Origin of the sequence: Bradyrhizobium sp. 155 (genome assembly GCF_023101105.1) — a bacterium.
GTDB lineage: Bacteria > Pseudomonadota > Alphaproteobacteria > Rhizobiales > Xanthobacteraceae > Bradyrhizobium > Bradyrhizobium canariense_D.
On the sequence record NZ_CP064704.1, the window covers coordinates 7,082,384 to 7,101,863 of the forward strand.

At 66.1% G+C, this 19,480-nt stretch carries 15 protein-coding genes; 9 read left to right on the plus strand and 6 right to left on the minus strand.

Annotation, left to right across the window (positions count from 1 at the left end; all coding sequences use genetic code 11):
* The first annotated feature begins 76 nt into the window (after positions 1-76).
* The 3 genes from IVA93_RS33855 to IVA93_RS33865 all read left to right on the plus strand — a co-directional run bounded on the left by IVA93_RS33855 (position 77) and on the right by IVA93_RS33865 (position 5,515).
* On the plus strand, positions 77-3,514 hold the full coding sequence (locus IVA93_RS33855; RefSeq protein ID WP_247364182.1) for a tetratricopeptide repeat protein: 3,438 nt from the start codon (positions 77-79) through the stop codon (positions 3,512-3,514).
* Between the two features lie 316 nt (positions 3,515-3,830).
* A complete protein-coding gene (locus IVA93_RS33860; RefSeq protein WP_018460022.1) occupies positions 3,831-4,748 on the plus strand; it encodes a sulfite exporter TauE/SafE family protein in 918 nt (305 codons plus the stop codon).
* On the plus strand, positions 4,745-5,515 hold the full coding sequence (locus tag IVA93_RS33865) for a TIGR02186 family protein (protein ID WP_018460023.1): 771 nt from the start codon (positions 4,745-4,747) through the stop codon (positions 5,513-5,515). The genes IVA93_RS33860 and IVA93_RS33865 overlap by 4 nt, the downstream gene beginning before the upstream one ends.
* A 144-nt stretch (positions 5,516-5,659) precedes the next feature.
* Here IVA93_RS33865 and IVA93_RS33870 read toward each other — a convergent pair whose 3' ends face one another.
* Both IVA93_RS33870 and IVA93_RS33875 read right to left on the minus strand, forming a co-directional pair.
* Positions 5,660-6,436 carry an MBL fold metallo-hydrolase gene (locus IVA93_RS33870; protein WP_018460024.1) on the minus strand — a complete coding sequence of 259 codons (777 nt, stop codon included), beginning with the start codon at positions 6,434-6,436 and terminating at the stop codon, positions 5,660-5,662.
* Between the two features lie 12 nt (positions 6,437-6,448).
* On the minus strand, positions 6,449-7,360 hold the full coding sequence (locus IVA93_RS33875; RefSeq protein ID WP_018460025.1) for a DMT family transporter: 912 nt from the start codon (positions 7,358-7,360) through the stop codon (positions 6,449-6,451).
* A gap of 99 nt (positions 7,361-7,459) precedes the next feature.
* On the opposite strand from IVA93_RS33875, the gene IVA93_RS33880 reads away from it, so the two are divergent.
* Complete coding sequence (locus tag IVA93_RS33880; protein ID WP_026233925.1) at positions 7,460-8,323, plus strand: LysR family transcriptional regulator; 864 nt, start codon at positions 7,460-7,462, stop codon at positions 8,321-8,323.
* On the opposite strand, the gene pdeM is transcribed toward IVA93_RS33880, so the two are convergent.
* The 4 genes from pdeM to IVA93_RS33900 all read right to left on the minus strand — a co-directional run bounded on the left by pdeM (position 8,320) and on the right by IVA93_RS33900 (position 14,114).
* Positions 8,320-8,991, minus strand: a complete 672-nt coding sequence (gene pdeM, locus IVA93_RS33885) for a ligase-associated DNA damage response endonuclease PdeM (protein WP_018460027.1) — start codon at positions 8,989-8,991, stop codon at positions 8,320-8,322. The two genes, IVA93_RS33880 and pdeM, sit on opposite strands and share 4 nt — an antisense overlap.
* 53 nt (positions 8,992-9,044) lie before the next feature.
* Positions 9,045-11,621, minus strand: coding sequence for a ligase-associated DNA damage response DEXH box helicase (locus IVA93_RS33890; protein ID WP_018460028.1), 2,577 nt, complete (start codon positions 11,619-11,621; stop codon positions 9,045-9,047).
* 222 nt (positions 11,622-11,843) lie between these two features.
* A complete protein-coding gene (locus IVA93_RS33895; RefSeq protein ID WP_085384950.1) occupies positions 11,844-13,073 on the minus strand; it encodes an ABC transporter substrate-binding protein in 1,230 nt (409 codons plus the stop codon).
* A gap of 114 nt (positions 13,074-13,187) precedes the next feature.
* A complete protein-coding gene (locus tag IVA93_RS33900; RefSeq protein ID WP_018460030.1) occupies positions 13,188-14,114 on the minus strand; it encodes a methyltransferase domain-containing protein in 927 nt (308 codons plus the stop codon).
* Positions 14,115-14,179: 65 nt separating this feature from the next.
* On the opposite strand from IVA93_RS33900, the gene IVA93_RS33905 reads away from it, so the two are divergent.
* The 5 genes from IVA93_RS33905 to IVA93_RS33925 all read left to right on the plus strand — a co-directional run bounded on the left by IVA93_RS33905 (position 14,180) and on the right by IVA93_RS33925 (position 19,377).
* Positions 14,180-15,217: a ligase-associated DNA damage response exonuclease gene (locus tag IVA93_RS33905; protein WP_018460031.1), complete on the plus strand. Its 1,038-nt coding sequence runs from the start codon at positions 14,180-14,182 to the stop codon at positions 15,215-15,217.
* Entirely contained in the window at positions 15,214-16,872 is a 1,659-nt protein-coding gene (locus tag IVA93_RS33910; RefSeq protein WP_018460032.1) for an ATP-dependent DNA ligase, read from the plus strand. Before IVA93_RS33905 ends, IVA93_RS33910 begins: the two co-directional genes overlap by 4 nt.
* Positions 16,873-16,991: 119 nt before the next feature.
* Positions 16,992-17,294, plus strand: a complete 303-nt coding sequence (locus IVA93_RS33915) for a DUF6460 domain-containing protein (protein WP_018460033.1) — start codon at positions 16,992-16,994, stop codon at positions 17,292-17,294.
* A 21-nt stretch (positions 17,295-17,315) separates the two neighbouring features.
* A complete protein-coding gene (locus IVA93_RS33920; protein WP_018460034.1) occupies positions 17,316-18,050 on the plus strand; it encodes an MBL fold metallo-hydrolase in 735 nt (244 codons plus the stop codon).
* A 1-nt stretch (position 18,051) separates the two neighbouring features.
* A complete protein-coding gene (locus tag IVA93_RS33925) occupies positions 18,052-19,377 on the plus strand; it encodes an MATE family efflux transporter (protein WP_026233928.1) in 1,326 nt (441 codons plus the stop codon).
* Positions 19,378-19,480 lie beyond the last annotated feature (103 nt).

Sequence of the window (19,480 nt, forward strand, 5' to 3'; positions counted from 1 at the left end):
ATTGTCTTTGCAACCGGCACGCGAGGGAAGACTGGAGGCGCCGGATGGGGCGCCGGAGTCGGAACCGGACAGAGTCATGAATTCGCGCGTATCGTGGAGTGTTGACGGCATCGATCCATCCGTCCGGGAGCGGGCCGAAGCTGCTGCGCGTCGCGCCGGCATGTCACTCAACGATTGGCTGAACTCCACGCTCGGCGAGACCGCCCCGCCAAACTTTCGCGGACTTTACGACCAGCGTCCGCAAGCCCAGAACGTCCCGAGCCAGGTACCGACTCAAGTACCGAGCCAGGAAAGCCGCGAAGTTGCCGACATCCACCAGCGGCTCGACGCCATCACCCAGCAGATCGAGCGGATTTCAAAGCCCGCGCCGCGGCAAGATTCTTCGCGACAAGATACTCCGCGACAAGACGTTTCGCGCGAGCAGGGCGTTGCGCGCCAGCTCAACGACGCGATCTCGCGGCTCGATGCAAGGCTGTCGCAAATCTCAAAGCCGCAGCAGGCTCCGGCACCACGACAGGCCCCCGTTGAAACGCGCCAGCGCCAGGCCGATGCGGTCGAGCGCGCGGCAGCACAGGTCTATCGCAACTCACCGCCCCTGAGCCCCGCTTCGTTCGACGTCGCGGTGGCCGAGATCACCGCACGGCAGAGCGAGCTCGACGGCTTTACGCCCAGGCAGATGCCGCCGCGCGCCGCGCCGCCGATCGCGCCCGCGGCAGCTCCTTACGCGCCCCCGATGGCGCCGCCCGCGCCTGCCTATGCTCCGCCGCCACCCCAGCCGGGGCCGGATTTCTCTGCGCTTGAGCGCCATCTGCTCAAGATCACGAGCCAGATCGAATCGCTGCAGCGCCCTGACAATACCGAGCAGGCGATCAACACGTTCCGCAGCGAGCTTGCGGAGATCCGCAACGCCATCACCGAGGCGATGCCGCGCCGCGCGATCGAATCGATCGAGAACGAGATCCGCTCGCTGCATCGGCGCATCGACGAGACCCGCTCCAACGGCACCGACGGTCAGGTCCTGTCCGGCATCGAGCACGCGCTGTCCGAGATCAAGCAGGTGCTCCGCACGCTGACGCCGGCCGAGCAGCTCACCGGCTATGACGAGGCGATCCGCAATCTCGGCGCCAAGCTCGATCTGATCCTGCGCGCCAATGACGATCCGTCGACGGTCCGCCAGCTCGAAGGCGCGATCTCGGCGCTGCGTGGCATCGTCTCCAACGTTGCCTCCAACGAAGCGCTGGCACGGCTCTCGGACGACGTGCAGCTGCTGTCGTCCAAGGTCGACCAGGTCACCCGTGCGTCCGGCCAAGGCGACAGTTTTGCGGTGCTGGAACAGCGCATCGCGGCGCTCACCGCCGCTCTGGAAACGCGCGAGCGCCCTCAACCATCCGAGAGCAGCGAGCAGCTCGAAAGCGCGATCCGCGCCCTGTCTGACCGTTTCGATCGCATGCAGGTCGGCAACGACTCGGCTTCGACCTTCGCTCATCTTGAACAGCGGGTCTCGTATCTGCTGGAGCGGCTCGAGGCCGCCTCCGATCCGCGCAACGGCAATTTCAGCCGCGTCGAGGACGGGCTGCACGACATCCTGCGCCACCTGGAGCGGCAGCAGGCGACCTATTCCGCGCTGGCCGAGAGCCGCAACTCCGCGCCGCCCGCCGATTCCGGCATGGTCGATCTCGTCAAGCGCGAGCTCTCCGACATCCGCTTCAGCCAGGCCGAGACCAACCGGACCACCCAGGATTCGCTGGAGGCCGTCCACAACGCCCTTGGCCACGTCGTCGATCGTCTCTCGATGATCGAGGGCGATCTTCGCAATGTGCGCACCGCGCCGCCCGCCCCTGCGGCGCAGCCGATGCCGATGCCGATGGCCGCTCCCATGGCGCCCGCGCCGATGGCGCACGAGCCGCGGCCGCAGCAACAGCAGCACCCGAAATACGATCCGAAGCCCGAGCTGCCCAATCCAGCCGCCGCGCAGGCGGCGCACGCCGCCTTCGCCGCCGCGCCGCGCGAATTCCAAGCCGCCGCGCCGGCGGCGCCGCCGCCGATGCCGATGGCACCGCCGGTTCCGCCACGCGCGATCAGCGAAATCCTGGAGCCGCATACCGCGCCCACGCGCGCCGCGCTTGCGCCCGAACTGCCGCCGGATCATCCGCTCGAGCCGGGCACAAGGCCGGGTGCACGCATCGCCACGCCGTCCGAGCGCATCGCTGCGTCCGAAAGCGCAATCAGCGAAATCCCGGCCGCGCCCAAGGAGCCGGTGTCGTCGTCGAGCTTCATCGCTGCCGCGCGCCGCGCAGCGCAAGCCGCCGCCGCGCAGCCACCCGAGAAAACCGGCCGGGCCGCCAAGGCGTCTGCCGGTCGCGCCAAGGACAAGGGCCAGGAAGGCGGGTCGACCATCACCTCGAAGATCCGCTCGCTGCTGGTCGGCGCGAGCGTGGTCGTGATCGTGCTCGGCACCTTCAAGATGGCGATGAACCTGCTCGATGGCAGCAGCTCGTCGCCAGCGCCGCAGGCGATGGAGAATACGTCGAGCGAGCCCGCGCCGCGAGCCCTGCCGTCCATTGAGAACAAGCCCGCCGCGCCAGAGCAGGTCACGCCCTCGATGACCTCGCCGACGCCGATCGGAAAGCAGTCGCAGAACAATGCCGCGCCGGGGTCCGTGACGAGCCCGAGCGGCACCGCTTCGGTCGAAATCCCGCAAACCGCGGCGCCAACCCCGCCTGCGGCGTCGAGCGACGTCACCGGCGCGCTGTCGGGCACGAGCCGCGCGAAACTCGCGATGATCCAGGTGCCGCCGACCGAAAAGCTGCCTGACGGCATCGGTGGCCCCGGCTTGCGCACCGCCGCGATGAAGGGCGATGCGACCGCGGCCTACGAGATCGGCGTGCGCTTTGCCGAGGGCAAGGGCGTGGCCGCGAATTACGACGAAGCCGCCAAATGGTACGACCGTGCGGCGCAGGCCGGCGTCGTGCCCGCAACCTTCCGCCTCGGGACACTCTACGAAAAGGGTCTTGGCGTGAAGAAGGACGCCGACATCGCCCGCCGCTACTACACGCAGGCGGCCGAGCGCGGCAACGCCAAGGCGATGCACAATCTCGCGGTGCTCGACGCCGATGGCGGCGGACGCGGAGCCAATTACAAGAGCGCGGCACTGTGGTTCCGGAAGGCCGCCGACCGCGGCGTCGCCGACAGCCAGTTCAACCTCGGCATCCTCTATGCCCGCGGCATCGGGGTCGAGCAGAACCTCGCCGAGTCCTATAAATGGTTCACGCTCGCCGCCGCCCAGGGCGATGCGGACGCGGCCGGCAAGCGCGACGACGTCGCCAAGCGGCTCGACCCGCAATCGCTCGCCGCCGCCAAGCTCGCGATCCAGACCTTCAGCGCCGAACCGCAGCCCGACGACGCCGTCAATGTTGCGGCCCCGAACGGCGGCTGGGACAGCGCCCCGCAGGCCAACGCGAAGCCTGCGCCGAAGCCGGTTGCCGCCAAGCGCGCGGCCTCGGCTGTGCATTAATCGGTTTAGTACGCTTTCTCCTCTTGTCGTCGCCCGGCTTGACCGGGCGACCCAGTATTCCAGAGGCGTCGGTTGGATACGGAGAAGCTGCGCCATAGTGGATGCCCCGGTCAACCGGGGCATGACGGCGGAGAAGGTGGCGGAATGCTCGGTTCGCTGCGAGCCGTGATCTGATCTCTCTTAGCCCATTCACCACGCCTGAAATTCCTGGTCCCGCCGGCCACCGAATTCCGCTATTGAAGGGCGCGGCAATCGTTCTGCCCTCCTGCGAGCATTCCGCGCAATCGATCCGTCTCGCGGGAAGCGTGGTCTCTCGATGCAGCTCTATCTCCCGATCGCCGATCTTCCGGTCAATGTCTTCCTCGTGCTAGCGATGGGCGCGGCGGTCGGCTTCGTCTCCGGCATGTTCGGGATCGGCGGCGGCTTCCTGATGACGCCGCTTCTGATCTTCATCGGCATCACGCCGGCGGTCGCGGTCGCCTCCGTCGCGAGCCACATCGCCGCCTCGTCCTTTTCCGGCGCGCTCGCCTATTGGCGGCGACGCGCGATCGACCCGGCGCTGGCAAGCGTGCTGTTATGCGGCGGCGTGACCGGGACGGCGCTGGGCGTGTGGACCTTCACGCAGCTGCGTGCGCTCGGCCAGCTCGATCTGATGATCGCACTGTCCTACGTCGTGCTGCTCACCACCGTCGGCAGCCTGATGTTCTCCGAAGGCCTGCGCGCCCTAATGCGGACCCGGCGCGGCGCGGTGCCGCCACGACGCACCCACAACTGGATCCATGGCCTGCCGCTGAAGATGCGGTTCAAGCGTTCCAAGATATACCTCTCGGTCATTCCGGTCGTGATCATCGGCGTCCTGATCGGCTTCATCGGCGCCATCATGGGCATCGGCGGCGGCTTCATCCTGGTGCCGATCATGATCTATCTGCTGCGGGTGCCGACCTCGACGGTGATCGGCACCTCGATGGTCCTGACGCTGGTCACGATGCTGTTTGCGACCCTGCTGCATGCGGTGACCAATCACCTCGTCGACGCGGTGCTGGCGCTGATCCTGATGGTCGGCGGTGTCACCGGCGCGCAGTTCGGCGCACGCGCCGGTCAGAAGATCCGCGGCGAGCAGCTGCGGCTGCTGCTCGGCCTCTTGATCCTCTCGGTCGGCGTTCGCTTCGCCATCGAGCTGGTGATCCGGCCCGAAGACCTCTTCACCATCCGCGAGCTGGGGGTGAACGGATGATGCGCACAGCTCTCGCGGTCCTGCTCGTTCTGCTGCTCGGCTCCGTCGCACGCGCCGAGCGGCTGATCGTGTCGGTCTCCAACCATCGCGTCACGGTGACGCCGAATTATTCCGGCGAGGAGCTGGTGCTGTTCGGCTCGGTCGAGAAGGACGCCTCCACGCCCGCCGATCGCAAGAGCTACGATCTCGTCGTCACCGTGATGGGCCCGCGCGCCGAGATGGTGACGCGGCGCAAGGAGCGCACCTTCGGGATCTGGATCAACACCGACTACCGCCAGTTCCTGGAGGTGCCGAGCTATCTCGCGCTATTTGCCAACCGCTCCTTCGATGTCATCACCTCGCCCGAGATCGCGCGGCGTCAGCAGATCGGGCTTAACAACGTGCTGCTGACCCAGCGTGTCAGCGGCGACTATGCCGATGTGGTGCCTAACGACGTGTTCCGCTCCGCCTTCATCCGCCTGCGCACCCAGCGCGGTCTCTACCGCGAGGATCCGAGCGCGGTGACATTCCTGACGCCGACGCTGTTCCGCACCGGCATTCCGCTGCCGGCGGAGGTGCCGATCGGCACTTACGAGGTGGAGATCAAGCTGTTTGCCGACGGCGCGTTCATCGGCAAGACCGAGACCGCGTTCGAGATCGTCAAGGTCGGCTTCGAGCAGTTCGTCGCCACCACCGCGCGGCAGAACGGCCTGATCTACGGCCTCGTCACCGCCGCGATGGCGCTGATGACGGGATGGATGGCTTCGATCGTGTTTCGCAAGGATTGAGGAGACTACGCTCTCTCCTCTCGTCGTCGCCCGGCTCGACCGGGCGACCCAGTATTCCAGAGGCCTGCGTTAGGCGACTCGCTCTCACAATTACCGCCGCGGCGTACTGGATGCCCCGGTCAAGCCGGGGCATGACAGTCGGGGCTACGGCGCCTGCACCACCGTCGGCACGCCGGGCTCGAGCAATCGCAGCCGCGTCCCGAAGCCGAGCACGTCGAAGGTCTTGCGTAGATCCTCGCTGTTCTGGCGGAAATGCGCCCAACCCTCCGTATGAACCGGCACGATCATCGCATCGGGGAAGGCGCGCGCGGTCTCGATGGTGTCGTTGGTGTCCATGGTCAGATGGAACGGCCCGCGCGTTTGCGCGGCGCCGGCGAAAGGCATCACCACGCCGCATTTGAAACGGCGCGCGACCTCGGCGACGCCGTCGAACCAGGTGGTGTCGCCGCTGATGTAGACCGATGTGGTGTCGGTCCGGCTCGACGACACCACGAAGCCGATGACGTCGCCTGACAGCGGCTCGATGCCGGCCGGCCCGTGACGCGCCGGGGTCGCAGTAATCGTCAGCGAGTTGCCGTCACGATCTTTCAGATGCGCCGTGCCCCACGGCGCCAAACCTTCGACATGCCCGCCGAGGCGCTGCGCGCCGGCCTCGGTGGTCAGCACGCGCTTCACATGTTTGAGAAAGTCGCGGCCGGAATTGTCGAGATTGTCCGAATGCTGGTCGTGGCTGAGCAGCACGGCATCGATCGGGCCGATCGCATCGGCCTTGAGCGCAGGGCCGATCGTCTTCTCCAGCTTCACATGCGGCAGCTGATAGGCGGTGTGCGCGTCATCGAAGGTCGGATCGGTGAGCAAACGGAAGCCATCGATCTCGATCAGCGCAGTGGGACCGCCGATCAGGGTGATGGAAATGGGCATGATGGACGCCTCTTACGAGACGGATTTGGCGGGCCGCGTCACCAGGTAGATGCCGAGTGCGACCGGGATGATTCCGAGCAGATCGCGCGCCTCGACATGTTCGCCGAGCACGAGATACGCAAACAGCATGCCGAGCGGCGGCATCAGGAAATGATAGGCACTGGCAGCCGTCGCGCCACACACTTTCAAGAAATGAAACCAGAGCCAGTACGCCAGGATCGAGCCGCCGAGCACGAGGAAGGCGAAGGCGCCGATCAGGCCCGGCGTGAAGTCGATGGCATGAACGTCGGCGAAGGTGAGCGCCACCGGCGTCAGCACGATGCCGGCGGCAAGATTCTGCACGCCATTGCCGACCCACAGCGAGCCCTTCGGCGCGAGCAGCTTGAACAAAATGGTGCCGGCAACGAGAGAGGCGAGCGAGGCCAGCGTGAACACGATGCCGTGCAGCGAGTCGGTGCCGACCGCCAGGCGGTGCCAGACGATCAAGGTCACGCCGATGATTCCGAGCAGGAGGCCGCTCGCCTTGCGCCAGGTCATGCCTTCGCCGAGCAGAAGCGCGGCGAGGCCCGCCGTGAACACCGGATTGGCCGACACGATCAGGCCGCCGAGGCCGGCGGAGACCGATTGCAGTCCGGTGTAGCCGAGGCCGAGATAGAGCGCGTTGTTGGCGACGCCGAGCACGGCGAAGATCGCGGCATCGCGCCAGGACAGCGACCAGTCGTCGCCGCGGACCAGCGTGGCACCGAGGATCAAGATGCCGGCGAGCGAGAAGCGCGCGGCGAGCAGGATCAGCGGCGGGCAATGGGTCACGCCGATCTTGCCGGCGACGAAGGCGTAGCTCCAGAGCAGGCAGAACAGGCCGATGGCCAGCGGCAGCGTGTTGAAGCGGCTGCGCGGAACGGCAAGCGAAGGGGCGAGCGACATGAGGGGCATTCTCCTGAGCCCTCGATCTAGGGAGCCGGCTTGTCATTTGGAAATTAAATGATTAACTTCCAGCCAGTGGATTTTCGAATGGAGGCAGCCATGCTCGATCTGGAGCTCCTGCGCAGCTTCGTGTCGGTAGTCGATGCCGGCGGCTTCACCCGCGCCGGCGAGCGCGTCCATCGCACCCAATCGACCGTCAGCCAGCAGATCAAGCGGCTGGAGGAGGATGTCGGCCAGGTCCTGCTGCATCGCGACGGCAAGGACGTGCGCCCCACCGAAGCCGGCGAGCGGCTGCTGTCCTATGCGCGGCGGTTGTTGTCGCTTGCGGAAGAGGCGCGCGACGTGCTGCGCCAGCCCGACGGCGAAGGCGCAATCCGGCTCGGCATCCCCGAGGACTTTGCGGCGTATCGGCTGGCGAAACTGCTCGGCGCGTTCTCGCGCTCGCATCCGGGCCTGCGGCTCGATGTGCGCGCCGACCAGAGCAAGAATCTCGCCCGCGACCTCGATCGCGGCGAGCTCGATCTGGCGCTGTTCAAGCGCGCGGCCGGTGAGAAAGGCGCGATTGCGGTGTGGCCGGAGCAGGTGCACTGGGTGACCAGCAAGAGCCATCCGATCCACGCCGATGTCGCCTCCGTGCCGCTGATCGGCTTTCCGCTCGGCTGCCTCTACCGCGCCGGCGCCATCCATGCGCTGGAAAGCGCGGGCCGCATTTGGCACATGTCCTATACGTCATCGAGCCTGGCCGGCATCCAGGCCGCGGTCGCGGCCGGCATGGGCTTGAGCATCCTGTCGGAGATGGCGATCCAGTCCGACCACCGCGTGCTGAGCGCGAAGGACGGCTTTGCGCCGATCAACCGGACCGAAGTGGCGCTGATGGCCGCGCCGGGCGCAAGTCCCGCGACGTTGCGGCTGGCAGATCGGCTGGCGGAGTTCTGCGACGACGTGCAGGCGAAAGCGGCTTAGCTGCACCGTGACGCGGCGATCGCGTGGACGCGGCGGTCGCCGAGCAGGTGCGCGACAAAACCGTTCATTGGAAAGATCTTTGCAAACGCCACATCGCGGATGCTGAGGCCGCCGGCGTAGGCGCCGAAGGCGGGCATCACGGCACGCTCGCCGTCACAGGCGAAACAGCGGCGCTCCATCGAGCGGCCGCGCGCGGAGACACGCGCCTTGGGATGAAGATGGCCGGCGATCTCGCCGCTCGCGCCCGTCGGCTCGTGGCGGAAGGTGATCGGACCGATCGCAACTTCGTCGGCGACGGTGCCGCCGAGATCACGCGGCAGCGCCGGATCGTGATTGCCTGAGATCCAGATCCAGTCGCGGCCAGCCTGCAAGGCGGCGACCGCGTCGCGATCCTCCGCCGACAGCCGTCCATGCGCCGTGCGATCGTGAAAACTGTCGCCGAGCGCGATGACGATTCGGGGATCATGGCGGGAGATGACAGCAGCGAGACGACTGAGCGTCGCGATGGTGTCGTAAGGCGGCAGCAGCACGCCGCGCATGGCGAAGCTGGAACCTTTTTCCAGATGCAGGTCGGAGACGACGAGCAGGCGCTGCTCTTCCCAGAATAGCGCGCCGGAGAGATCGGCCGCGAAGGTCACGCTGCTGATGCTGACATTCGAAACGCGCATGTCCTCGATATCCCCTGAAACCAGCGCGCCTGCCCCCACGTCAAAACCTGCTGTTATCCCATCGCCTCTTTGACGAGCTCGTCGGCGGCCTCCGCCAGGAGCTCGTCTCCAGCTTCGCCATAGACTGACTCGCGGCCGATTTCCAGCATCACGGGGACGGCGAGCGGGGAGACGTGGTCGAGTTCCCGATGCGTGATGCGGCCCCGGATGCGGGTGAGCATGTCGCTGAGGCGTCGCAGATCGAGCAGGCCAGTGGCGGCATCGGCACGGGCGGCGCGCAACAGCACGTGATCGGCCTGGTGCTTGCGCAGGACGTCGTAAACGAGATCGGTCGAGAACAGCACCTGACGGCGGCTCTTCTCCTCACCGGTGTGCCGCCGCGCAATCAGGCCGGAGATGATCGCGCAATTGCGGAACGTGCGCTTCATCAGCGCGGATTCGGCAAGCCACGCTTCGAGGTCGTCGCCGAGCATGTCGGGATCGAACAGCGCGTCGAGGTCGATCCTGCCGTCCCGGATCATGGAGGACATGTCGCCGAGCGCCCAGACCGCGATCGCATATTCATTGGCGACGAAACCGAGCGGCCGGGCGCGGGCGCGCTCCAGCCGGCGCGTCAAGAGCATGCCGAGCGTCTGATGCGCGAGACGGCCTTCGAAGGGATAGCAGACGACGTAATGCTTGTTGGCGCGGGGAAAACTCTCGACCAGCAGCTCGCGCACCGCCGGCACGCGCGAGACGTCCTTTTGCAGCGACAGCCAGTCGCGCACCTGCTCCGGCAAGGCGCCCCACGCGCGCCCGTCATCGAGCAGGCGGCGAACCCGTTCGGCAAGATAGGTCGAGAGCGGAAACTTGCCGCCCATATAGGACGGCACCTTCGGGTCCTTGTCGTTGGCGCGCGAGACATAGACCTGGTCTTCGACCAGGGTTTCGTAGCGCACCACCTCTCCTGAGAACACGAAGGTGTCGCCCGGGCTGAGACCCTCGATGAAGGCTTCCTCGATCTCGCCGAGCAGCCTGCCGCCGCGCGCGATCACGCCGGTCGACCCGCCTGCTTTTCCTTGACCTCCGCCGCGCGAGCGCACCAGCCGCACCTTGAGCATGTCGTCCTCGACGATGGTGCCGACATTCATCCGGTAGCTCTGCCGCACCCTGGGATTGGCGACGCGCCAGCGTCCCTCCTTGTCCTGCTTGATCCGCGCGAAACGCTCATAGGTCTTCAGCGCGTAGCCGCCGGAGGCGACGAAATCGACCACGTCGTCGAAGTCCTGCCGCGTGAGATCGGCGTAGGGCGCGGCGGTGCGGACCTCACCGTAAAGCTCGTCGGAGAAAAACGGCTCGCCGCAGGCGCAGCCGAGCACGTGCTGGGCCAGCACATCGAGCGCACCCAGGCGCAGCGGCGGCGTGTCCTGCGCATTCTCCGCGATGGCGTCGATCGCGACGCGGCACTCCAGCACCTCGAATCGGTTCGCGGGCACCAGCACCGCGCGCGAGGCTTCGTCGAGCCGGTGGTTGGCGCGGCCGATGCGCTGCATCAGGCGCGAGGAGCCCTTGGGCGCGCCGATATTGACGACGAGATCGACGTCGCCCCAGTCGACGCCGAGATCGAGCGAGGAGGTACAGACCACGCCGCGCAGTTTGCCCGCCGACATCGCGTCTTCGACCTTGCGGCGCTGGGCGACGTCGAGCGAGCCGTGATGCAGCGCGATGGCAAGATTGTCGTCGTTCATGCTCCAGAGATTCTGGAACAGCATCTCGGCCTGGCTGCGGGTGTTGACGAAAACCAGCGTGGTCTTGTTCGCCTTGATCAGCTCGTAGATCTCGGGAAGTGCGTGGCGCGCACTGTGGCCGGCCCAGGGCAGGCGTTCGCGCGTGTCCATCATCTCGACCAGCGGCGGTGCGGCGCCGCCGGCAAGGACGATGTCGGCCGCCGCTTCCTTGCCGCCGGGCTGCGGCACCAGGAAGCGCGCCAGCGATTCAGGCTCGGCCACGGTCGCCGACAGGCCAATCGCCCGCATCTGCGGCGCCAACCGCCACAGCCGCGCGAGTCCAAGCGACAGCAGATCGCCGCGCTTGGACGTCACCAGCGCGTGCAGCTCGTCGAGCACGATGCGCTTCAAGGAGGAAAACAGGAACGGCGCGTCGTCGGAGGACAGCAGCAGCGCAAGCTGCTCCGGCGTCGTCAGCAAAATGTCCGGCGGATAGCGCCGTTGCCGCTGCCGCCGCGACGTCGGCGTGTCGCCGGTACGGGTCTCGATCTTGATCGGCAGCGCCATCTCGGCGACGGGGCGCTCGAGGTTGCGCGCGATATCGACCGCGAGCGCCTTGAGCGGCGAGATGTAGAGCGTGTGCAGGCCGCCGGTGCGTTGCAGACTGCGGCCGGTGGAGATCACCGATTTCGCCGAAGCTTTGGGCGCGGAGCTCAGCTCGACCAGCGTCGGCAAGAATCCCGCCAGCGTCTTGCCGGCGCCGGTGGGCGCGATCAGCAATGCGGATCGGTCCTCGCGCGCCTTCTCCAGCAGCGCCAATTGATGCGCGCGCGGCGACCAGCCGCGGGCCGCGAACCACGCCTTGAAGCGGTCGGGCAGCAGCGCGGCAGGTTCGACCGGGATTTTGCGGATGCGGGGCGGCACGGCATCACAGGTAAGCCGTGGGGACGGGTTCGTCGAGGGGGTGAACGACGAGGGCGATACTGCCGTTCCCTCTCCCCTTGTGGGAGAGGGTGGATCGCCGCGAAGCGGCGAGACGCGTGAGGGGTATCTCTCCGCGAAAGAGCATCGTTCGAGTACGCGGAGAAAGCCCCCTCATCCGGCGCTTCGCGCCATCTTCTCCCACAAGGGGAGAAGAAAGCGCCCCTACTCCGACATCGGCTTGTCGGAGATGTCCCAGTCCTTGCCGGTGAAGGTGGAGATGAAGAGCGTCTTCATCGGCGTGTAATCGTCAGGCGTGTAGTCGTAAGTGACGCCGTCGAGGAAATAAGGCGAGTGGAAGCCTTTGAGGTTGGAAGCCTGCTTCAGCACGTTGGCGCGGGTGAGCTCGTCGCCGCAGCGGCGCAGGATCTCGCCCATGGTGACGGCCTGGCCGTAGCCGGCGAAGGCGATGGTGTTGTCTTGATCGATCGCCGGCGTGTACTTCTTGCGCAGCTCCTCGAACGCCATGACGTCGGGGTCCTTCTCCCATTTGGGCAGGCCGACTTCCTTGTTGTAGCGGATGGCGACGATGCCGGCGGCGTTCTCGAGGCCCGCGGCATTGAGGATGGAGCGGCCGGTCGAGCCGGCCGACAGCAGCTGCAGCGGCTTCCAGCCGAGCTCGGCTACTTTCCGGATCGACTGCGACGAGGCCTTGCCGGTGGAGATGTTGTAGAAGACGTCCGCACCCGACTTCGAGAGGTTGATGAGCTGGGAATCGACCGTCGGATCGGTCAGATCGTAGGTCTGCTCCATGATCACCTTGGCGGTGCCGCCGGCGTCTTCCAGAACCTTCTTGAAGGGGCCGAGGAAGTCGCGGCCGAAATCGTCGTTCTGGTACAGGATGCCGACCTTCGCGTTCGGCTTCACGCTGACGACGTGCCGCGCCAGGATCCGCGCCTCGGTCGGATAGAGCGGCAAGCCAGCCATCGTCCATTTGAACTCTTTCGGGTTATTCCACTTCGACGCGCCGGTGTTGAGCAGCAACTGCGGCACGCCCTTCGAGTTGAGGTATTTGTGCACGGCGGTCTGCGGCGCGGTGCCGAGCGAGCCGTAGAGCGCGAGCACCTCCTCCTGCTCGACCAGGCGCCGCGTCGCCTCGACGCATTTCGGCGCGCTGTAGGCATCATCCATGGTGAGGAATTTGACCTTGCGTCCGTTGATGCCGCCCTTTTCGTTCAGCATCTGGAAATAGGCCTCGCCGACGCGCCCGAGCACGCCGTAGAGCGAGCCGGGGCCGGAATGCGGCACGGTCTGCCCGATCTTGATCTCGGTGTCGCTGGCGCCGGAATCGTATTTCTTCTCCGCGGCCCAGACATAGGGCGCGGGCAAGGTGGAGGCCGCGATGGTCGCGAGCGCGGCGGCGCTGAAATCGCGCCGCGATGGATTCCTGGTCATTGTTTGTTTCTCCCTGGTGCGCGCATTGTGCTGGCATCGCCGCACGGCTCGCAAGTGGGAAGTCGCGGCTTTGCGACGCAATGACGCTTAAAGCGCCGCTTATAGCGCCTAAACTCAAGTTTTCTCGGCGACCACGACGAGGCCGCCCACCGGTTCGTTGTTCTCGGTGCGTGGCGAGGCCTGCTCCAATGTGAGGAGCTTGAGGCCGGCCTTCGCCATCGCATCGCGCACATATTCCGCCGAATGGGCATAGCGCAGGCCTTCGCCGAGAACGATGCCGCTGCCGTCATGGGTCTCCAGCGTGAACGCAAGCACGCCGCCGGGCGCGAGCACGCGCCTGGCTTCGCCGAGCACCGGTGCGAGATCGGGGAGATAGACGAACGCATCGGCAGCGACGACGAGGTTTGCGCTCGCCTCGCTCCTGCTGCGCAGGCCTTCGATCATGTCGGCGACTTCGAGCTCGGCATAGAGGCCGGTGGCTCGCGCCTCCTTGACCATGCCGGGCGACAGATCGATGCCGATGAACTGGTCGACCTGTTTGGCGAAGGCGGCGGCCGCGAGCCCCGTACCGCAGCCGAGATCGATGGCGCGCTTGAACAGGGCGGGCTTCTTCGCGGCGACGCGGGCAGCCACCACCGCCTTGAAGATCAGCGACGGCGCGCGATAGCCGAGATCGTTGATCAGCACGTGCTCGAAGCGCGGGGCGTATTGATCGAACAAGGCCTGCACATAGGCCTTGGGCATCTCGGACAATTGCGCATCGCCGAGGCGTATCAGATGCAGATGAGCGCCATGCTGATCGCTCGGGTCGGACTCGCGCGATTTGCGAAAGGCCGCAATGGCCTTGTCGCGCTCGCCGAGTTGCGCGCGGATTTCGCCGAGCGTGAACCAGGCCGAGGTGAAATTCGGCGCAATCTCGATGGTCTGCTCCAGCAGGTCGGCGGCGGCCGCCAGATCGCCCTTGAGCTGGAGGTCGCGCGCGAACTCGAAGCGGCGGTCGGCCATGAGATCGCCGGAGGTCAGGAACAAGCGCAGGGGCATTGTGGGAACCAGGGAACGAAGCGGTGATGACTCGAAGATGCGGGGTCGCGACCTATATAACAGGCATGCGTCCGCAAGACATCCTGCTGCCAGTTGCCGCCGGCCTATGCTGTAAGCCGGGCGGCTTCCATATCGACCCCGTCCGGCCGGTCGAGCGGGCCGTGATCACCCACGGCCATTCCGACCATGCCCGCGCCGGCCACGGCGCGGTGCTGGCGACGCAGGAAACGCTGGACATGATGCGGCTGCGCTATGGCGAGAATTTTGCCGGCTCCACCCAAGCAATCCACTATGGCGAGGAGATCCGGCTCGGCGACGTCAGCGCGAAGTTTCACCCGGCCGGCCATGTGCTCGGTTCGGCGCAGGTCGCGGTCACCTGCAAGGACACCTGCATCGTCGCCTCCGGCGACTACAAGGATGCGCCCGACCCGACCTGCACGCCGTTCGAGCTCGTACGCTGCGACGTCTTCATCACCGAGGCAACGTTCGGCCTGCCGGTGTTTCGCCATGGCGATGCGGCCGACGAGGTCAAGAAGCTGCTGGCGTCGGTGGCGCTATTTCCGGAGCGCGCGCATCTCGTCGGCGCCTATTCGCTTGGCAAGGCGCAGCGCGTGATCGCTCTGCTGCGCCAAGCGGGTTACGACGCGCCGATCTATCTGCATGGCGCGATGGAGAAGATCACGCATTACTATCAGAGCCGCGGAATCGAGCTCGGCGAGTTGCGGCCGGCGAAGGGCGTCAAGAAGGCGGCGCTCGCCGGCACCATCACGCTGGCGCCGCCCTCTGCAACATCCGATCTCTGGACCCGCCGGTTTCCCGATCCCGTCACGGCATTCGCCTCTGGCTGGATGCGGGTGCGCGCCCGCGCGCGGCAACGCGGCATCGAGCTGCCGCTGGTGATCTCGGATCACGCCGATTGGGACGGCCTCACCGCCACGATCGCCGCGACCGGTGCCGGCGAGATCTGGGTTACCCATGGCCAGGAAGACGCGCTGGTGCATTGGTGCCAAAGCAAGGGTTTGCGGTCGCGGCCGCTCGATCTCGTCGGCTATGGCGACGAGGAGGAGACCGAGACGCCGCTCGCTGACGAGGCCGAAGCATGAACCGCTTCGCCGAACTTCTCGACCGCCTCGCCTACGAACCCGGCCGCAACAACAAGCTGCGGCTGATCACGAGTTATTTTCGCGAGGTCGCCGATCCCGATCGCGGCTACGCGCTGGCCGCGCTGACCGGTGCGCTGAGTTTCAAGCACGCAAAACCTTCTCTGCTGCGCGATCTTATCGCCCAGCGAACTGACCCGGTCTTGTTCGGCCTATCCTGGGACTATGTAGGCGATCTCTCCGAGACAATCGCGCTGATGTGGCCGAAGGCCGTGGGTGTCCACAACAACCCACCTCCCCCAACCCTCACCGAGGTGGTCACCACCCTGCGCACCCTCGGCAAGACCGAGCTGCCGAAGCAGCTCGAGCGCTGGCTCGACGAATTGGATGAGACCGGCCGCTGGGCGCTGTTGAAGCTCGTCACCGGCGCGTTGCGCATCGGCATCTCCGCGCGCCTGGCAAAGACCGCGGCCGCCGCGCTCGGCGACAAGGACCCGCATGAGGTCGAGCTGATCTGGCCCGGTCTCGCGCCGCCTTATCTCGACCTGTTCGCCTGGCTGGAAGGCCGCGGCGACAAGCCAGTCAATCGCGATCCCGCGCCGTTCCGTCCTGTCATGCTGGCGCATGCGATCGAGGACACCGATTTCGCTGCACTCGATCCCGCCGACTACATCGCCGAATGGAAATGGGACGGCATCCGCGTGCAGGCGGTGGCCGGCCGCGACGAGCACGGCCACATCACCGCTCGGCTCTATTCGCGCACCGGCGAGGACATCACCGGGAGCTTTCCGGACCTCGTGCCGTCGCTGCGGCTGCCCGGCGCCATCGACGGCGAGCTTCTGATCCTGCGCGAAGGGCGCGTGCAAAGTTTCAATTTTCTGCAGCAGCGGCTCAACCGCAAGGTCGTGTCTCCGAAGCTGATCAAGGAATTTCCGATTCATCTGCGCGCCTACGATCTGCTCGGCGACGACGAGAACGATTTGCGCGAGCTGCCTTTCGCGGAGCGGCGCGAACGGCTGGAGACCTTCATCGGTAAGCTCGACGATCCCCGCATCGATCTGTCGCCCACCGTCGCCTTCGCAAGCTGGGAGGCGCTGACCGCAGCACGCGCCGATCCCGCCAGCGCTGGTGCGGGCGAGGACGCGGACGCCGTCGAAGGCGTGATGCTGAAGCGGCGCGACGCACCCTATCTGCCGGGGCGGCCGAAGGGACAATGGTGGAAATGGAAGCGCGATCCGCACATCATCGACGCCGTGCTGATGTATGCGCAGCGCGGCCACGGCAAGCGCTCGTCCTACTATTCCGACTACACCTTCGGCGTTTGGACCGCAGGGCCGGGCAGTGACGAACTGGTGCCGGTCGGAAAAGCCTATTTCGGCTTCACGGACGAGGAGCTGCTCCAGATCGACCGCTTCGTGCGTCGCAATACCACCGAAAAATTCGGCCCCGTCCGCCACGTCGTGCACGAGCCAGACAAGGGGCTGGTGCTGGAGGTCGCCTTCGAGGGGCTGCAGCGCTCACCACGGCACAAATCCGGCGTCGCGATGCGCTTTCCCCGCATCAGCCGGCTGCGCTGGGACAAGCCGCCGCGGGAGGCCGACCGGCTGGAAACGCTGGAAAAGATGCTGAAAGCGGAGGCGGCCGAGGTTGAGGCTTAAGAAGCCCCGGGCGTGTGCTTGCCCGAATTAAAATCCCGTAAGCCGATTGACGCCCCCTCACAGGTTCCCCATGTCCCCGCCTTGCCCTATGATAGGTCGAATCCCCTGAGGAGTTTGAGATGGCCCACGACGTCAGAGATTTGCCGGCCGGCCGCAGTGACGGCCTGCACCGCTTTCTCGGCGGCTCGCCGCTGGCGGTCGCGTTTCGCCTGGTGCTGCTCTCGATCCTCGTCGGCGTCGTGCTGGCGGCGATCGGCTTCGACCCCTGGAATATCATCTTAAGCATTCGTCTTCTGTTCCAGCGTTTGTGGGATCTCGGCTTCGATACCGTGAACTGGCTGTGGCGCTACTTCCTGCTCGGCGCTGTCATCGTGATTCCGATCTGGCTGCTGATGCGCGTTTTCGGCGCGCCACGCAGGTAAAGGATTTGGAGCTGGCGGCCGATGCAATTGCGCTTTGTCGGCTGCGGCGACGCCTTCGGATCCGGCGGCAGGCTCAATACCTGCTTCCACGTCTCGGGGCGCGAAGCCAACTTCCTGATCGATTGCGGCGCGTCGGCTTTGCCGGCACTGAAGCGGCTGGAGATCGACCGCAATGAGATCGATCTCATCCTGATCACGCATTTCCACGGCGACCATTTTGCCGGGCTGCCGTTTGTCCTGCTCGACGCACAATTCTCGCGGCGGACGCGGCCGCTCACGATCGCCGGCCCCAAAGGCATCGAGACGCGGCTGCGTGAGGTGATGGAGGCTCTGTTCGAGCACTCCTCGAAGACGAAACAGCGCTTCGAGCTGTCCGTCGTCGAGCTCGCGCCCGAGCAGAGCCAAAGCTTCGGCGCGGTGACGGTGACGCCCTATCCCGTCGTGCACGGCGAATCCGGTGGACCGTTCCTCGCTTATCGCGTCGAAGCCGAGGGTCGCACGCTGGCCTACAGCGCCGATACCGAATGGACGGAGACGCTCATTCCGCTGGCGCATGGCGCCGACCTTTTCATCGCCGAAGCCTATATGTACGAGAAGGTGGTCAAGAATCACCTCAGCCTGACGACCTTGGAACAGCACCTTCCCGAAATCGGCGCAAAACGCCTCGTGCTCACCCATATGAGCGAAGACGTGCTGTCGCGCCTCGACGACATCGCCCATCTCGCCGCCGAAGACGGCATGGTGCTCGTGTTCTGACATGCACGCACCCGTTCACTTGAAGATCGGTTCCCGTCAGGTCTTCGCCATCGCAGGCCCGGCGATGGTCGCCAACCTCACCACGCCACTGATCGGCGTGGTCTCGACCACCGCGATCGGACGGCTGGACGACGCCGCGCTGCTCGGCGGCGTCGCCATCGCGTCCGTCATCTTCGATTGCCTGTTCTGGCTGTTCGGTTTCCTGCGCATGAGCACGCTCGCCTTCACGGCGCAGGCGCTCGGCGCCGGCGAGACGCGCGAGCTGACCGCGATCCTGGTGCGCGGCTTCATCGTCGCCGGCTTGATCGGCGTAGCACTGATCGCGCTGCAACTGCCGCTGGCCACCGTGCTGTTCGACCTGATGGGCGGCAGCGAAGGCGTCACGCGCGCGGCGAAAACCTACTTCGTGATCCGGATCTGGTCGGCGCCGCTGGCGCTCGTCAATTATGTTATCCTGGGCTGGCTGGTCGGCCAGGCTCGCGCCAACCCGGCGCTCGCGCTCCAAATCGTCATCAATCTCGTCAACGCGGCGGCGACGATCCTGCTGGTGCTGGTCTACGACACCGGGATCGCAGGTGCTGCGATCGCAGCGCTGCTGTCTGAAGCGGCCGGATTCGGCCTCGGCATGATCGTCTGCCGCCGCTATGCGGACGGTGGGTTCGCGGTGCCGTACGCAGAGCTGTTCGACCGGGCCAAGCTGATGCGGCTGCTGGCCGTGAATTCCGACATCCTGATCCGTACCGCGGCGCTGATCGCCGTGTTCTTGTTCTTCACCGCCAAGGGCGCGCGGGCCGGCGACGTCACGCTGGCCGCGAATTCCGTGCTCAACAATTTTCTGCTGGTCAGCGCCTTCTTTCTCGATGGTCTAGCGAACGCAGCCCAGCAGCTTTGCGGCCGTACGCTCGGCGCACGCGACGCCAGGGGATTTGCTGATTCGACCCGGCTGGTGCTGCTATGGGGGCTCGGCTTCGCGCTGGTCGTGTCCGCGCTATTCGCGGTATTCGGGCCGAACTTAATCGATTTCATGACGGCGAGCGAAAGCGTCCGTCGCGGCGCGCGGGAATTCCTGCCGTTCGTCGTGCTCGCGCCGATTCCCGGCGTGTTCGCCTTCGGCTTCGACGGCATCTATATCGGCGCGACCTGGGCGCGTGAGATGCGCAATCTGATGCTGGCCTCGCTCGCGATCTTCCTCGCCACATGTTGGGCGCTGCAATCGTTCGGCAATGCCGGGCTGTGGAGCGCGCTGATCGCCTCCTACGTCTCGCGCGGCGGCTTGCAGGCCGCGCGCTATCCGGCGCTGTACAGGAAGACGTTTTCGAGGTCGTAGCTCTCGTGTCCCGGACACGCTGCAGGGTGAAACGCTGCTGCGCGGAGCCGGGACCCAGAATGCCGCGAGCGTGGGCCCCGGTTCAGCAGTGCATCACTAACGT

What these genes read in the sequence shown, in the direction of transcription:
- IVA93_RS33855 (WP_247364182.1), top strand. Translation starts at nt 77, where the DNA reads ATGAATTCGCGCGTATCGTGGAGTGTTGACGGCATCGATCCATCCGTC.
- IVA93_RS33860 (WP_018460022.1), top strand. Translation starts at nt 3,831, where the DNA reads ATGCAGCTCTATCTCCCGATCGCCGATCTTCCGGTCAATGTCTTCCTC.
- IVA93_RS33865 (WP_018460023.1), top strand. Translation starts at nt 4,745, where the DNA reads ATGATGCGCACAGCTCTCGCGGTCCTGCTCGTTCTGCTGCTCGGCTCC.
- IVA93_RS33870 (WP_018460024.1), bottom strand. Translation starts at nt 6,436, where the DNA reads ATGCCCATTTCCATCACCCTGATCGGCGGTCCCACTGCGCTGATCGAG.
- IVA93_RS33875 (WP_018460025.1), bottom strand. Translation starts at nt 7,360, where the DNA reads ATGTCGCTCGCCCCTTCGCTTGCCGTTCCGCGCAGCCGCTTCAACACG.
- IVA93_RS33880 (WP_026233925.1), top strand. Translation starts at nt 7,460, where the DNA reads ATGCTCGATCTGGAGCTCCTGCGCAGCTTCGTGTCGGTAGTCGATGCC.
- pdeM (WP_018460027.1), bottom strand. Translation starts at nt 8,991, where the DNA reads ATGCGCGTTTCGAATGTCAGCATCAGCAGCGTGACCTTCGCGGCCGAT.
- IVA93_RS33895 (WP_085384950.1), bottom strand. Translation starts at nt 13,073, where the DNA reads ATGACCAGGAATCCATCGCGGCGCGATTTCAGCGCCGCCGCGCTCGCG.
- IVA93_RS33900 (WP_018460030.1), bottom strand. Translation starts at nt 14,114, where the DNA reads ATGCCCCTGCGCTTGTTCCTGACCTCCGGCGATCTCATGGCCGACCGC.
- IVA93_RS33905 (WP_018460031.1), top strand. Translation starts at nt 14,180, where the DNA reads ATGCGTCCGCAAGACATCCTGCTGCCAGTTGCCGCCGGCCTATGCTGT.
- IVA93_RS33910 (WP_018460032.1), top strand. Translation starts at nt 15,214, where the DNA reads ATGAACCGCTTCGCCGAACTTCTCGACCGCCTCGCCTACGAACCCGGC.
- IVA93_RS33915 (WP_018460033.1), top strand. Translation starts at nt 16,992, where the DNA reads ATGGCCCACGACGTCAGAGATTTGCCGGCCGGCCGCAGTGACGGCCTG.
- IVA93_RS33920 (WP_018460034.1), top strand. Translation starts at nt 17,316, where the DNA reads ATGCAATTGCGCTTTGTCGGCTGCGGCGACGCCTTCGGATCCGGCGGC.
- IVA93_RS33925 (WP_026233928.1), top strand. Translation starts at nt 18,052, where the DNA reads ATGCACGCACCCGTTCACTTGAAGATCGGTTCCCGTCAGGTCTTCGCC.